Annotated in this window: 12 protein-coding genes; 5 read left to right on the forward strand and 7 right to left on the reverse strand. The window is 50.1% G+C overall.

Annotation, left to right across the window (positions count from 1 at the left end; translation table 11 throughout):
* The first annotated feature begins 14 nt into the window (after positions 1 to 14).
* From GX117_01400 to GX117_01420, 5 genes are all read left to right on the forward strand, one after another.
* Complete coding sequence (locus GX117_01400) at positions 15 to 1,088, forward strand: type IV pilus twitching motility protein PilT (protein NLO32000.1); 1,074 nt, start codon at positions 15 to 17, stop codon at positions 1,086 to 1,088.
* Positions 1,089 to 1,133: 45 nt separating this feature from the next.
* Positions 1,134 to 2,798: a PAS domain-containing protein gene (locus GX117_01405; GenBank protein NLO32001.1), complete on the forward strand. Its 1,665-nt coding sequence runs from the start codon at positions 1,134 to 1,136 to the stop codon at positions 2,796 to 2,798.
* Between the two features lie 21 nt (positions 2,799 to 2,819).
* Positions 2,820 to 4,214 (forward strand): sigma-54-dependent Fis family transcriptional regulator, encoded by a 1,395-nt coding sequence (locus tag GX117_01410; GenBank protein NLO32002.1) that lies wholly within the window; start codon positions 2,820 to 2,822, stop codon positions 4,212 to 4,214.
* A 72-nt stretch (positions 4,215 to 4,286) separates the two neighbouring features.
* Positions 4,287 to 4,955 carry a hypothetical protein gene (locus tag GX117_01415; GenBank protein NLO32003.1) on the forward strand — a complete coding sequence of 223 codons (669 nt, stop codon included), beginning with the start codon at positions 4,287 to 4,289 and terminating at the stop codon, positions 4,953 to 4,955.
* A gap of 403 nt (positions 4,956 to 5,358) precedes the next feature.
* A complete protein-coding gene (locus GX117_01420) occupies positions 5,359 to 7,212 on the forward strand; it encodes a hypothetical protein (protein ID NLO32004.1) in 1,854 nt (617 codons plus the stop codon).
* A gap of 169 nt (positions 7,213 to 7,381) precedes the next feature.
* Here GX117_01420 and GX117_01425 read toward each other — a convergent pair whose 3' ends face one another.
* The 7 genes from GX117_01425 to GX117_01455 all read right to left on the reverse strand — a co-directional run.
* Positions 7,382 to 8,401: an FAD:protein FMN transferase gene (locus tag GX117_01425; GenBank protein ID NLO32005.1), complete on the reverse strand. Its 1,020-nt coding sequence runs from the start codon at positions 8,399 to 8,401 to the stop codon at positions 7,382 to 7,384.
* A 128-nt stretch (positions 8,402 to 8,529) separates the two neighbouring features.
* Entirely contained in the window at positions 8,530 to 9,762 is a 1,233-nt protein-coding gene (locus GX117_01430) for an NADH:ubiquinone reductase (Na(+)-transporting) subunit F (GenBank protein NLO32006.1), read from the reverse strand.
* A gap of 21 nt (positions 9,763 to 9,783) precedes the next feature.
* Positions 9,784 to 10,398, reverse strand: a complete 615-nt coding sequence (gene nqrE, locus GX117_01435) for an NADH:ubiquinone reductase (Na(+)-transporting) subunit E (GenBank protein ID NLO32007.1) — start codon at positions 10,396 to 10,398, stop codon at positions 9,784 to 9,786.
* A gap of 1 nt (position 10,399) precedes the next feature.
* On the reverse strand, positions 10,400 to 11,029 hold the full coding sequence (locus GX117_01440; protein NLO32008.1) for an NADH:ubiquinone reductase (Na(+)-transporting) subunit D: 630 nt from the start codon (positions 11,027 to 11,029) through the stop codon (positions 10,400 to 10,402).
* A 3-nt stretch (positions 11,030 to 11,032) separates the two neighbouring features.
* Entirely contained in the window at positions 11,033 to 11,794 is a 762-nt protein-coding gene (locus tag GX117_01445) for a Na(+)-translocating NADH-quinone reductase subunit C (protein NLO32009.1), read from the reverse strand.
* Positions 11,784 to 13,049 carry an NADH:ubiquinone reductase (Na(+)-transporting) subunit B gene (locus tag GX117_01450; GenBank protein ID NLO32010.1) on the reverse strand — a complete coding sequence of 422 codons (1,266 nt, stop codon included), beginning with the start codon at positions 13,047 to 13,049 and terminating at the stop codon, positions 11,784 to 11,786. Before GX117_01450 ends, GX117_01445 begins: the two co-directional genes overlap by 11 nt.
* 8 nt (positions 13,050 to 13,057) lie before the next feature.
* Positions 13,058 to 13,938, reverse strand: an 881-nt coding sequence (locus tag GX117_01455; protein ID NLO32011.1) for an NADH:ubiquinone reductase (Na(+)-transporting) subunit A, incomplete at its 5' end; no start/stop codon positions are given.

Genomic DNA, 13,938 nt, shown 5'->3' on the forward strand with positions numbered 1-13,938 from the left:
GAAGGTATATGCACATTCTCAATATTAAAGATCTGTTGTCAAAGGCGATTGAAGAAGGCGCCAGTGACTTGCACATTTGTGCAGGAGTGCCGCCCATGATACGCGTGAATGGAAATGTGGATCCCATTCCAGGCTACAAGCGATTAACCGGCGAAGACACCCAAGAATTGATATACAGTGTCATGAACGAGGAACAGATCGCCAGTTTTGAAACGGACAAAGAATGTGACTTGTCTTTTGGAATTGAGGGGCTGAGCCGTTTTCGATTGAATGTATACCGTGATCGCGGCTCTGTGGTCGGCGCTTTCCGTGCTATTCCGTTGAGTATCATGTCATTTGAGGAGTTGGGATTGCCCCGTGTAATTGCTGAATTTGCAAACAGACCCACCGGATTGGTGCTCATATGCGGACCCACGGGATGTGGTAAATCAACCACTCTCGCCACCATTATTAACAAGATAAATAATGAACGAAAATGTCATATTATCACCATTGAAGACCCTATCGAATATCTTCATCATCACCGGCAGGCAATCATCAACCAGCGCGAAGTGTATTCCGATACAAACTCCTTTAACAACGCTCTGAAATACGTCTTGCGTCAGGATCCCGACGTCATTTTGATTGGGGAGATGCGCGACACGGAAACCATCCAAGCAGCGTTGACCGTCGCAGAAACAGGACACCTTGCCTTTGCAACGCTCCATACCAATGATGCGCTGCAGTCTGTGAACCGAATTGTGGACGTCTTCCCAACAGCGCAACAAGACCAAGTACGCACGCAGCTATCCTTTGTCTTGGAAGGAGTTGCCGTGCAGCAACTCATCCCCCGTATAGACGGCAGAGGGCGTGTGCTCGCCATGGAAATCATGATTCCCAATCCTGCCATCCGTTCGCTTATACGTACACAAAAACTCGAGCAAATACCGAGTATGATCGAGATTGGGAAAGGCGAGGGGATGATGACCATGAACCAATCCCTGTACCGCTTGTTGCGGCGCGGTGTGATCAGCACAGATATGGCTTTTAAGCGCAGCATGAATCCGGAAGGACTTCCGAGCTTGATCAACAAAGCAAACATGGAATAAGTCGGTCGGGTCTATTAAATCTGAAGTACACCCTGTGAGAATATCATGGACAAAGATGAAGACATTGGAATCGGACGTTCCGATCCCTCAATGACACATAGCCTGCCTGAAGACAATTCATTTCCTGTCCTTTGGTTCAGACGTCTCCTGATGTCCTTGCAGCCCGTTTACGACGGGCCTACCCTATGGCTGTGGTTCTTTGGCTTGGGGCGGATCGCCGTGCTGCTCGTCGTCCTCGCCGGAGCCGCCAAAGCCAGCACTTTTGAAGCGGGGCTCATTGCGCTCTACCTAGTCTTTTGTGCCGCCCTCGCCTGCAGTCTTTGGCATTTGGTCATACTTTATAGAGAACGGATCGTCAATGGCACGTTGACTTGGGCGCAGGTAGTTCTGGACTTTTGCATCATTAGCTTTGCGATCAGTCTATTGAGCGGCCAGTCCGATTACTACACCTTGTTATTGGTCATTGTGATTCTGGAATCAGGTATTTTGCTCGGTCTGATTCATGCCTTCGCCTTCGCAGTTGTCTCCATAATCTTCCTGTCTTTGTCCGGGCTGCATCAACAATACGAAGTCATCGGTTGGGTGCCGTATTGGTACAACCTGCTCATTCAATGGATTGTCATGATTTGCGCCGCTTTCTTGAGCGGCTACTGGAATCAGCGGCTCGGACTCATGAAACGGTTTCAGCGTGAGATACTGGACAATATGCTCAGCGGTTTTTTCGTTTGTGACCTGCAAGAAAAGGTGGTCCTCATCAATCAGTCGGGATGTGCCATTTTGGGGCTGAAAGAAACGGAGGTATTGGGCCGTTCCGTGGCGGATATATTGGTTTGTGATTTAGGAACAGAATGCCCCGTAGTCACAGCGCTGCATAGCGGACACAATTATATAGGCTATGAATTTCTATGCTGCCTTGCCGATGGTTCCACCAAGATGTTAGGCTTAACCACCAACCCCGTCTATGATTGGCTAGGGCGGCTCACATCGTTGATCGTTGTCTTTCAAGACCTCACCGAAACGGTGGCATTGCGGGAAGCAGTCAGACAACATGACCGTATGGTAGCGGCAGGCGCTTCTGCCGCAGAATTCGCCCATGAAATCCGCAATCCCTTGGCAGCCTTGCGCAGTGCCGTCGATGAAATGCAGCGTAGTCTTGACGCGCCTGCCTTGACGCAACGGCTTTGCAGCATAGCGCTGCGCGAATCCGAGCATCTGAGTAACATTGTCAATCGTTTCCTGGAATTTGTCCGCCTTCCCGATACGCCTCAAGTGGAGGTTGATATCAATGCATTACTGGATAAAACGATTACTTCATTCAAGCAGCGCTTTTCGAATTTGGAAATTGCAACGGATTTAGACCCCAAAAATCCGCATGTTCTTGGTGATGAAACACAATTTAGACAATTATGTGATAATATTCTTCATAACGCTGTGGAAAGTATCCAAGAAAACGGTACCATCACGGTAACCTCCCGAATCTTGGCTAACCATGTTGTGCTTCGCTTTGACGACACAGGATCCGGCATAGCGCCCGACAAAGCTATGAAAATTTTCGAACCCTTCTACTCTGAAAAAGAAAAGGGCTTAGGAATGGGGTTGGCGGTGTGCATGCGCATTGTTACCGCCTATAATGGTGATATTCGCGCCGCTGCCGCGCCCGGCGGAGGATTGTCTATTATTGTACGGCTGCCTTGTCGCGCCGACGCATAAAGCAATGTTATTGGAATTAAAATGTCTAAACGTGCATTTAAAATACTGGTTGTTGATGATGACGAAGGGCTCCGTGAAGTACTGGATATCGTTCTTTCTAATGCGGGCTATAATGTCATTACAGCGGCCTCTGTCGAAGAGGCACAATCCCCGCTCGAACGCGAACTTATTGATGTCGTAGTCACTGATTTGTATATGGGCCGGGATCGCAAGGCAGGATTACGACTCCTCGAATATCTCAATGAGAACCAACCTGATACGCCCGCGCTTATGATCACAGGACACGGCACCATCGAATCTGCCGTTGAGGCCATGCGCTTAGGGGCACTGGACTATTTGCAGAAACCTTTTAAGAGCAATGAAGAGGTGTTACTGCGCGTAGCACGCGCCGTAGAGAAACGGATCCTATTGCGCGAAAATAGGGCGTTCCGACTTGATCAATCCCGTACAGCCCATGTCAACACCCTTGTAGGCGACAGCCCGAAGTTTAAAAAAATGTTGGACATGGTGCGGCGCGTTGCAGGTCTGCCCAGCACTGTTGCCATTAACGGGGAAAGCGGCGTGGGAAAAGAGTTGGTCGCAAGAGCGCTCCATTCCTTGAGCCCCCGCGCAGAAAAACCCTTTGTGGCGATCAACTGCGGCGGCATTCCTGAAAACTTATTGGAGAGCGAGCTTTTCGGCTACAAAAAAGGTGCCTTTACCGGCGCACAGCAAGACAAAGAAGGTCTCTTTGTCGTTGCTGACGGCGGTACCCTTTTCCTCGATGAAATCGGAGAAATGCCCATAGCACTGCAAGTGAAATTGCTGCGTGTCTTAGATGACGGATCTGTTACGCCTGTCGGAGGCTTGTCGTCGAAAGCGGTAGATGTGCGCGTCCTTTCTGCTACCAATCGTAATCTTGCCGAAATGGTTGAACAAGGTACCTTCCGCAATGATCTCTACTACAGGCTGAATGTTATTCCCATTACTGTACCGCCCCTGCGTGAAAGAATATCTGATATTCCTTTGCTCGTCCGTTATCTTATAGCGCGTCATACGAAGAACCTGATCTGCAAGGAAAAATCCTTGTCGCCTGAGGCGCTAGACGCGTTGACCCGCTATGCCTGGCCCGGCAACATCCGGGAAATGAGTAATGTTCTCGAACGGGCTTTGGGATTGAGTGATCATGATGATATCCGTTTGGAAGATTTGCCCGCCCATATTCGCGACCTTCCCGATTCCCATCCGCCCAAAAAACCGATTCTCTTGGATGACTATATAGATTTGGAATCAGAAGTGGCGCAATTTGAGCGCGAATATATACAACACGCATTGGAACAATGTCATTATTCACTTTCTAAAACGGCGCAGCGATTGGGCTTGACACCCAGAACGCTCCGATACCGATTAGAAAAATATAACCTAACCACTGAATAAAATATCACATAAGATTTTGATTGAGAATTGTATAAAAGGGTACAATGCTCCAAACTCAAGGGAGACCAAATTATGAACCGACAAATTGCCATGTTTACCTGCATGGTGCTCGCTGTCAGTGCAGGCTTTTTGGGATGCGCCCGTGCTGCTCGTGACACTTCAGGATTTGCGTTGCGTGAAGAAACTGTAATCAATTCCTCTTTTGATGACGTTTGGCACGCAGTAAAACGTGCTGCACGTGAACAGGGCTATGATATCTATACCCGAGATAAACGCGGAGTTTTTGTCATCTATACCCCTCTCAAACGGATCTTATGGACACAGCCGCGACGGACTAAGCTGACCATTGAATTGGCGCAGCAATCTGCTGTTGAGACGGCCTTGTCCATTGAGAGTGTGCGCCAAGTCTATGGCGTTACGCTCTTGACCCATCCAAATTGGCATGACAGAAAGCAGACGGATCAAAGCTACTCTCAACTCCTCTTAGAAGGCATTTTAGCGCAGGTCGCCTCAGGCGTAGACAATGAGGAATTGGAAGATACGCAGGCGGAGCTTTCGGAAACCACGGAAACAGTGGAAGAACAGCCGCTCATTGATGCGCAGCCTTTGCCCGCAGAGCAAGAAGCAGAAACCGCCGCTGAAGAAGCAGAAGAAGTATCTCAAGACGAAGCCGTAGAAGTACCTGAAGCTCCTGTGTCAGATGACGACAAAGCTGCAGCTGACGCAGCTGCGATCAACTGATACGACACACTGCTTTCACACGGTACCTAGTAAGAGATTGGCATCGCTTGCCTGCAACCGAGCCTATGAATGTGCTTTTCACGACCGGCTTGTAACAGACGCTAAGGCGGGCTGCACAAGTACCGGTCGTTTCTATACAGCACGGACGCCCCTTTTATCAGGATAAGGGGATAGCTGTGCTCTTGCTAAAAAGTCGCGCCCTTCTTGTTACGACGCCATAAAAATATGATATCATTCCCCATGAAGTTGCCCTACGGAGAGGGCTTCGTGCAGCGTCTTATAGTATTCATTATCCCTTAGGGATGTCCTGAATCCATGTTTGTTTAATGGCGTTAATTGACATAGCGTGCTTGGCCTATACGTCGGTGTCGTTATCGCCCAACCCCTCACGGAGAGAGATCCTATGCGTTCCATTGCCTCTTTTTTTCGTCGCCACAAGATTCTTACGACTTTCTTGATTTTGATTATTCTGCTGGCATTGTGGGTTTTTAGTCTGCGGCGCAGTCCCCACCATTCCTACGAACTGGATTTCATGATTCCGGTGGGCGGTGTACCTACACAAGAACCGGGAGCCATAGAAGTTGGTGTTGCCAAGAGAGAGATTACCATTGACTTCGACACCCACGATACGTGGATTGACGGCAACGAAAACAGCGAATATGATATTTGGACCGATGCACTGAAACCGTGGCAAAAAGTTCTTTTCGCCACATTAAACAAAAAGCTTAAACTCTATGATGCAGAAAAAGCCGCGCAATCGGGCGACTCCTATGTGGACAAAAACGGAAACGGCAGATTTGATCCAGTATGGCTGGCAGGCTTCAACGTGAACCGCCCTGCTAAAGGTGTACACGATCCCCAATGGACGCGTGCCATGGCATTACGGAATAACGGTGTTACGGTGGTCATGGTGACCATTGATGCCATCGGGATCTTTCACAACGATTTTATAACCATTCGCAAAGCGATCAATCCCGCGCTCAATATTGATCACATCATCTTTTCTTCCACCCACTCCCATGAAGTTCCGGATACCATGGCCATTTGGAGCGGCCCTGTTCCCGTGCTGAACTATGACGATTCCTACATGAAATCAATCCAAAGCAAGACCATTGAAGCCATTGACGAAGCCGTCGCCGCCTTGCGGCCCGCAGATATGTATTGTGCCACGACGACCTTGCTGCCCCGAGAAGATTTCGTACATGATTCACGCAAACCGCAAGTACTAGATGATTCCCTCTATCTGTGGCGTTTTACGCGACCCGGTTCAGACGCCACCATTGCGACCCTCGTCAACTGGGGCAACCATCCCGAAGCTCTAGGCGGGAGCAATGGCTATCTCACTTCTGACTTCCCCCATTGGCTTCGCCTCGGTCTGGAAGAAGGTGTGCCCGAACCTAATGGCGTTGAAGGCTTCGGCGGTATGTGTCTTTTCTTCCAAGGTAAACTGGGTGGACTTGCCAATCCCCTGCATGTGAATGTACCCAAACGAGACGGTTCCGGCGTAATCGATAAAAACAGCTTCGAGAAGGCCGAACACCTAGGCTATAACGTCGCCATTGAAGCGGCGAATGCATTGCGTGGCCCTGACGCATGGTTGAATGAAAATCCCGTGCTTGCCGTGACAGCAAAGCCCATCTACGCGCCTATGGAGGGTGCCTTCAAATGGGGAATCATGTTCGGACTGATTCACCAAGGCTATTATTGGGGTGGATATTCCAAGACGGAAGTCAATGCCTTGCGCGTGGGCAATGTCATGGTCACCACCGTTCCCGGCGAGCTTTATCCTGAAATCGCCATGGGCGGCATCGAAGCGAAACCGGGCAGAGACTTCGAAATCAGTCCTGTCGAAGTACCGCCGCTGCAAAATGAAAAGTTAAAATTTGCACGACAAGCCTTCACCTTAGGGCTTGCCAATGATGAGATCGGCTATATCATTCCCAAAACCCAGTGGGACACAGAGAAGCCCTATGTTTACGAGAAGAGCCAGTACGGCGAACAGAATTCCGGCGGTTCTGATGTGGGGCCTGTGATTCATGCGGGAATGATGGAGATGATCCAACGGGTAAACGCTTCCTTTGACGCGTATCCCTCCCCGGAGCCGCAGGAACAGCCTCAAGAAGCGCTTCAGCCGGCAACGGATGCTGAGGAAGCTGAAAGTACAGCCCTAAGCGCTGAGGTGCCGGTTCCGGACGCTGTATCAGAAGAAATACCGGAAGCCGCTCCTGAAGTCGAAGAGCCCTCGGCCGACGAATAATAACGCAGGGAGCAACAAAAAAAAGCTTTAAAAGAGCGTCATTGATGAATATCTAATCAACGCCTTGGTCTTTACTGCAGCCGGCTGTCCCGCAAGGATCGCCGGCTGTTCCTTATTTCCCCTGTTCCGTGCGGCTGCAGAGTATTGCTGACCCACCCCTACTAATCCCTTATTTGCTGCGGTAAGCGTCAAATTGGGGCGTACTGCGCTCTTTAAACTGCTTGTGCTCCCCATCATGAATGATCAGCATAACAGCAAGGCCCTGCTCCTTCGCAAAAGCGAGGGCTTTTTCTTCGCCCATGACCATGAGTGCCGTTGCGTAAGCATCCGCCCAAGTGCAAGACGGATGAATGACAGATACTGATGCCACAGGATGTTGAACCGGGTAACCCGTATGGGGGTCAATGGTATGGCTCACAAGCTGACCTTCAACTTCGAACATATTGCGGTAATCGCCGGAAGTGGCAAGGGATGCGTCGCTCAGATGCACCACGATAAATAGTTCTCGCCCTTCCGGATTAGGAGTCTCAATACCGAGATTCCAATCTTGTCCTTGACTATTTTCCCCGCTTACCCGGATTTCCCCGCCCACCTCAATCATAAAATGTTTCAGCCCGAGGGCCGTCAACGCCTCTGCAATGGCGTCCACGGCGTAGCCTTTCGCGATACCCGATAAATCACAATAAAGCGTCGCTTGTGATTTTGAAATCTTGTGATCAGGGAGCAAGCTGAGTTTCTCATAGCCAACCGCTTCCTTAAGTTTTTGTATGGCAGCATCATCCGGAACCTTGGTAAAGGCCTCCGGCCCAAAACCCCATACATTCACCAAAGGCCCGACCGTAACATCAAAAGCGCCGTCACTTTGTGCCGAAACGCGTTGCGCGATTTCAAACACGGTGTAAGTCTCCGGGCTCAGTTGAAAAGGGGTATGGGATTCGTGTGTGTTAAAGCGGCTGAGTTCGGAATCATCCAAATAGGTGGACATGAGTCGGTTGATCCGATCCAAAGTACTGTCAACGACATCTTGGATCTCCTCGCTCGTCACCTCATCGGGCAATTGGGAGATGTTAACGGTATAAAAGGTACCCAAGGCATTGCCATGGAGCACCGTCGCCCGTGAAGGGGCAGTACACCCCTGTGTACATCCCTGAGAAAGGGAGAGACTGAAGCCCATAAGGAATAGCGGCACGACGCGCACCGCGCGCGTGTATCGGTGTAAAAAAGACAAGAGACTCAAAGACAACACCCTTATATCGGTTGTGGGATACCTACAGTACCGGGCAGATGGCTGTCAGCATTGGATAACTTGGAGTAGGATCATCCGAAGTCGTCAAAGCGAATCATATCTTCTTCGACGCCCAGATCAGATAACATCTGTCTGCAGGCGGAAAGCATCATCGGCGGTCCGCACAGATAATATTCTACCCCTTCCGGTTCCGGGTGTTTGCTCAAATATTCATCATAAAGAACTTGATGAATAAAGCCGGTTAATCCCGACCAATTATCTTCTGCTTGGGGTTCAGACAAGGCGGTGTACCACGTGAAATTAGGAAATTCGCTGCTGATACTGTTGAAGTCGTCGGTATAGAACATTTCACGGAGACTGCGCGCGCCGTACCAGAACGTGACTTTGCGGTTGGTTCTGAGCCGCTTGAATTGATCGAAGATATGGGAGCGCATGGGGGCCATACCCGCGCCTCCGCCGATGAAGCACATTTCACGCTCCGTTTCTTGGGCAAAGAATTCGCCGTAGGGACCCGATATGGTCACTTTGTCGCCCGGCTTCAGATTGAAGATATAAGAAGACATAATTCCCGGCGGGATGCCGTTTGTGCCTGGAGGCGGCGGTGTAATGCGCACGTTCAGCAAGATAACGCCCTCTTCTTCAGGGTAATTCGCCATGGAATACGCACGGGTTACTTCTTCATCTACCACAGAATTATATTGCCAGAGATCGAAACGATCCCACGCATCTCGGTATTTGTCTTCGATGATAAAATCACGGTAATTGACGGTATGGGGCGGACAATCTATTTGTATATACCCGCCGGCGCGGAAGGGTACAGATTCTCCTTCGGGCAGTTCCAGCACAAGTTCTTTGATGAAGGTTGCCACATTATGGTTGGAACGCACGGTGCATTGCCATTTGCGGACATCAAAGACTTCCGGCGGAATTTCAATCTTCAAATCATTTTTAACTTTGATCTGACAAGAGAGCCGCACATGATCCCGTGCTTCCCGTTTATTGATATGCGCTTCTTCTGTGGGAAGGAATGCGCCGCCCCCTTCAAAAACTTTCACGGTACACACGCCGCACGTACCTTTGCCGCCGCAGGCAGAAGGCACGAAGATTTTGTTCGCGGCCAAGGTGCTCAACAAGGTGTTGCCCATCGGGGTGATCAGTGCTTTCGCTTCATCGTCATTTATCAAAATTTTGACTTCACCCGATGGCACTAATTTCCATTTTGCCACCAATAAAACACCGACCAGCGACAATACGACGGCGCAGAACATGACCACGCCCATTACAACAGTAACCAGACCGCCCATGAAGGAAGTCTCCTTTATTGGTTATAACTGGATGCCAGAAAAAGACATGAAGCCAAGGGCCATCAATCCCGTCAACATGAACGCAATGCCCAGCCCGCGCAATGCGGGGGGAACTTTGCTGTATTTCATGCGTTCGCGAATGCTGGCTATACACGTGATCGCCAGTGCCCAGCCAAAGCCGGCACCAAAGCCGTAGACGACGCTCTCACCGAAATTGTAGCTGCGCTCCACCATGAACAGCGCCGCCCCCAAGATAGCGCAGTTTACCGCGATCAAGGGCAGGAAAATGCCCAAAGCCGCGTACAGCCAAGGCACATAACGGTCTAGGGTCATCTCAAGGATTTGGACGATGGCAGCGATCACACCAATGAAGCTGAGGAAATACAAAAAAGAAATATCTACCTTTGCAAGGGAAGGATGGATCCATGCCATTGCACCCGGTGCCATCAACCAGCGATAGACCAGATTGCAGATCGGTGTTGTGATGGTCATCACTACCACCACAGCGATGCCCAAGCCCATGGCATTGTTTACTTTTTTTGAACACGCCAAAAAAGAGCACATTCCAAGGAAAAAGGCAAGCGCCATATTTTCAATAAAGACCGCTTTCGCGAAAAGACTTAAATAATGCTCCATGTTAATTCTCCTCCACCTGTTCGGGTTTCCACAAACGAACAAGCCAGACAATGGCGCCAATCAGGAAGAAGGCGCTGGGCGCGAGCAGCATCAAGCCGTTGGGCTCATACCAGCCGCCGTCTGCAGTGCGTTGAAGCAGCGTAAATCCAAAGAGAGAACCGGAACCGAAGAGTTCGCGAATGGCTCCCACAATGACAAGGATAATACTGTAGCCCAACGCGTTACCGGCGCCATCTAAGAAACTGAGCCAAGATCCGTTTTGCATGGCATAGGCTTCTGCACGGCCCATAACAATGCAGTTTGTAATGATCAAGCCCACAAAGACGGACAGCTGTTTGCTAATATCGTATAAAAAGGCTTTCAATATTTGGTCGGTAAGAATGACAAAGGAAGCGATAATAGACAATTGGACAATGATCCGAATACTGGATGGGATACTGTTGCGTATGGCGGCGACGGCAGCGGAACTGCCGCCCGTAACAAAAATAACGGCGATGCCCATGACCACGGCGGTAGACAATTTGGAAGTCACCGCCAAGGCGGAACAGACCCCCAATATCTGGACCGTGATGGGATTGTTATTGACAATAGGATCCAGCAATGCCTCGCGCTGCTTTTGATTGAATTTCATAAATTAGGCCTTTCCACTTTCTCTAAAGGCTTTCAGGAATGGCGCATATCCCTGTTCGCCCAGCCAGAAATGCAGCATATTGGTGACGCCGCGACTGGTCAATGAAGAGCCGCTCAAGCCATCAACGCCATAAGGATTGTCTTCCACGGAACCGGCAGCGCCTTTGACCACTTCAATCTTAACCTTCCAGTCTTCATCGTAGGCGAGCCGCCCTTTCCATAGGGCTTTCCATTTCGGATTGACGACTTCACCGCCCAGACCGGGCGTCTCGGCTTGGTCATAGTAGGTCAGACCGCGTATGGTCCGTGTATCGGCATCAAGGGCAAGGAAACCATACATAGTAGACAACAGTCCTTTCCCTACAATAGGAAGGACAAACATGGTCACCTCATCGCCGTCCATGACTTCATAGAACTTGATATGTTCGTTCAATTCAATTAATCCGGCGTTATTGGCCGGGGCAGCAATCTTAGGCGCATTGGCTTCATCAAAGCTTTCTGCATCCACATCATCCAAGATTTCGCCGGAGCTCAAATCGAGAATACGAACGCGTATATTTTTAAATAATTCTTCGATCCGCGCACGTTCCAGCTTTTCGCCCGGCTCTACCAGCCACGCCGCCTGCAGCACACTTTTTTGTTTGTCGAGAACCTTGTTAATCTCTTGCCGTTCGCGAAGTCCCACGTTGGCGGAGGATATCAAGATCGAACATATAAAGCAGAGTACAGCGGCAAAACCGAAAATATATTTCATACTATACTGCACTGCGAGCAACCCTCCTCGTGATGTTTCTGGCGACCACCACATAATCAATGAGCGGAGCCAGCAAATTCATAAACAATATGGCAAGCATAACGCCATCAGGGTAAGCAGGATTCACCACACGTATCAGAGCCGTCATGACCCCAATACCGAAACCGTAAATATATTTTCCTGTGAGCGTATAGGTTGCAGTGACAGGTTCGGTCGCCATGAAGACCATGCCAAAAGCAAAGGCGCCAACAACAAAGTGCCAGTGGAAAGGCAGGTTCATCATTTCATTGGTTTCCGAATGGACCAAGTTCAGTGCGAAGGTCATGGCAAAACCGCCGGCGATCATGGAAACCATAATGCGCCATGAAGCGACGCCCGTAATAATGAGCAACACAGCGCCTAGTAGGCAAGCCAAGGTAGAGGTCTCTCCCATGGAGCCCGGGATCCAACCCAGAAAAGCATCAATCCAGCTGACACTCTTGCCTTGGATGACAAGGCCGCTGATGGCGCTTTCATAAGCCCTGCCCGCGCTGTCCGGCGGAATTTCTGCAACTCGTGCCAGCAGAGTGGCGCCGCTGTAGCCGTCGAATGCCTGACTTTGGTTTACCGCGACCCAGACTTTGTCGCCTGAGTTTTGGGCGGGATAGGCAAAATATAAGAAGGCACGCGTTACCAGCGCCGGGTTGAAAATATTCATGCCCGTACCGCCGAAAATTTCCTTGCCGATCACCACGCCGAAAGCGGTTGCCAAAGCGACCTGCCAAAGCGGAATCGTAGGCGGCAAAATACAGGGGATCAAGAAGCCCGTCACAAAAAAGCCTTCGTTGACCTCATGTTTGCGTATCATGGCACTGAACACTTCGATGCCGCCGCCCGCCGTAAAGGCGACAATCAGAACGGGCAGAAAATATAAGGCGCCATGTATAAAACAGGCAAGGAAAGAATTCGCATCGAATCCGATGCCAAGGGCGCTGATCAACGCGCCGCGCCAGCCCTCAGGGGTCACCCCTGCTGCCAGCGCTGCATTAATCTGGTAGCCAACATTCCAAATACCCATAAAGATGGCGGGTACAAGGGCGATCACCACGGTAAACATGAGCCGTTTTAAGTCTATGGCATCTCTTACATGGGGGGCGGATTTTGTCACCTCACCCGGTGTGAAGCTGAAGGTATCCAAAGCTTCATATAAGGGGTAAAAGAATGACAGTTTGCCGCCCTCTTTAAAGAGAGGCGCCGGCTTATCCATTAACTTTCGGAGGAATTTCATGGGCCGTCTTACCCTTCCTTCTCTATAATTTCAAGATTTCTACGCAACAACAGACCAAAATCTGTTTTACCCGGATCTACAAAACTGCATAGGGCAAGGTCTTCTTCATCCAGTTCCAAACAGCCCAATTTCTCTGCCTGTTCCACATCATCCACACAAAGAGAACGCAGCAGATAGGTCGGCTGAATGTCCATAGGCATCACAGCTTCATAAAGACCCATGGGCACAATGGCACGGACACTGCCGTTCGTGTCTGTAGTCATACTGAACAAGCGTTTGGGCAGAAGCCGTGACATAAAAAGGCGGCTCGCTGAAAACTTTTTTGCGCCCGGAGCCAGCCACCCAAGAAATTCACGATCGCGGCCTTCGCGCAACACGCATACTTGGTTGGAAAAACGATCCAGATAAGCGATCGTTTCATGAGAGGCGTCGCGTCCACAAAATACACTGCCCGATAAAATACGGTTTTCACCCGGCTCCAGCTCTTTCGCAGTAAGCTGGTCAAGACATGCGCCTATGCGCGTGCGCAGAAGATGCGGATCCTTGACAGCCGGTCCCGCTAAACTGACCACACGGGTCACATCCAATTTGCCGCTCAAGAAAAGATCGCCCAAGGACAATAGATCTTGAAGACCAATATGCCATACAGTTTTAATATTGTCCAAGGGATGGAGCCGATTCATTTCAGGGGGAGTACTGGGTGTGCGGCCCGGAACACGAAGACCCACAGGATCCAAAACGTGAATATGGACGCCTACAGTACCGCTCGGATGAGGGCCCGAAAAACTTTCTGTCTGCAGATTGGAAGCAATGACTTGAGGGCGAAGCTTGTCCTTTTCATCGGTACAGAAATACACCTTCCCGGGTGTTAATTTACACAGGGCGGCAA

It is taken from the genome of Candidatus Hydrogenedentota bacterium, assembly GCA_012523015.1.
Classification (GTDB): domain Bacteria; phylum Hydrogenedentota; class Hydrogenedentia; order Hydrogenedentales; family CAITNO01; genus JAAYBJ01.

Coding starts and splice junctions, on each gene's coding strand:
- GX117_01405 (NLO32001.1), top strand. CDS start 1,134: ATGGACAAAGATGAAGACATTGGAATCGGACGTTCCGATCCCTCAATG.
- GX117_01410 (NLO32002.1), top strand. CDS start 2,820: ATGTCTAAACGTGCATTTAAAATACTGGTTGTTGATGATGACGAAGGG.
- GX117_01415 (NLO32003.1), top strand. CDS start 4,287: ATGAACCGACAAATTGCCATGTTTACCTGCATGGTGCTCGCTGTCAGT.
- GX117_01420 (NLO32004.1), top strand. CDS start 5,359: ATGCGTTCCATTGCCTCTTTTTTTCGTCGCCACAAGATTCTTACGACT.
- GX117_01430 (NLO32006.1), bottom strand. CDS start 9,762: ATGGGCGGTCTGGTTACTGTTGTAATGGGCGTGGTCATGTTCTGCGCC.
- nqrE (NLO32007.1), bottom strand. CDS start 10,398: ATGGAGCATTATTTAAGTCTTTTCGCGAAAGCGGTCTTTATTGAAAAT.
- GX117_01440 (NLO32008.1), bottom strand. CDS start 11,029: ATGAAATTCAATCAAAAGCAGCGCGAGGCATTGCTGGATCCTATTGTC.
- GX117_01450 (NLO32010.1), bottom strand. CDS start 13,049: ATGAAATTCCTCCGAAAGTTAATGGATAAGCCGGCGCCTCTCTTTAAA.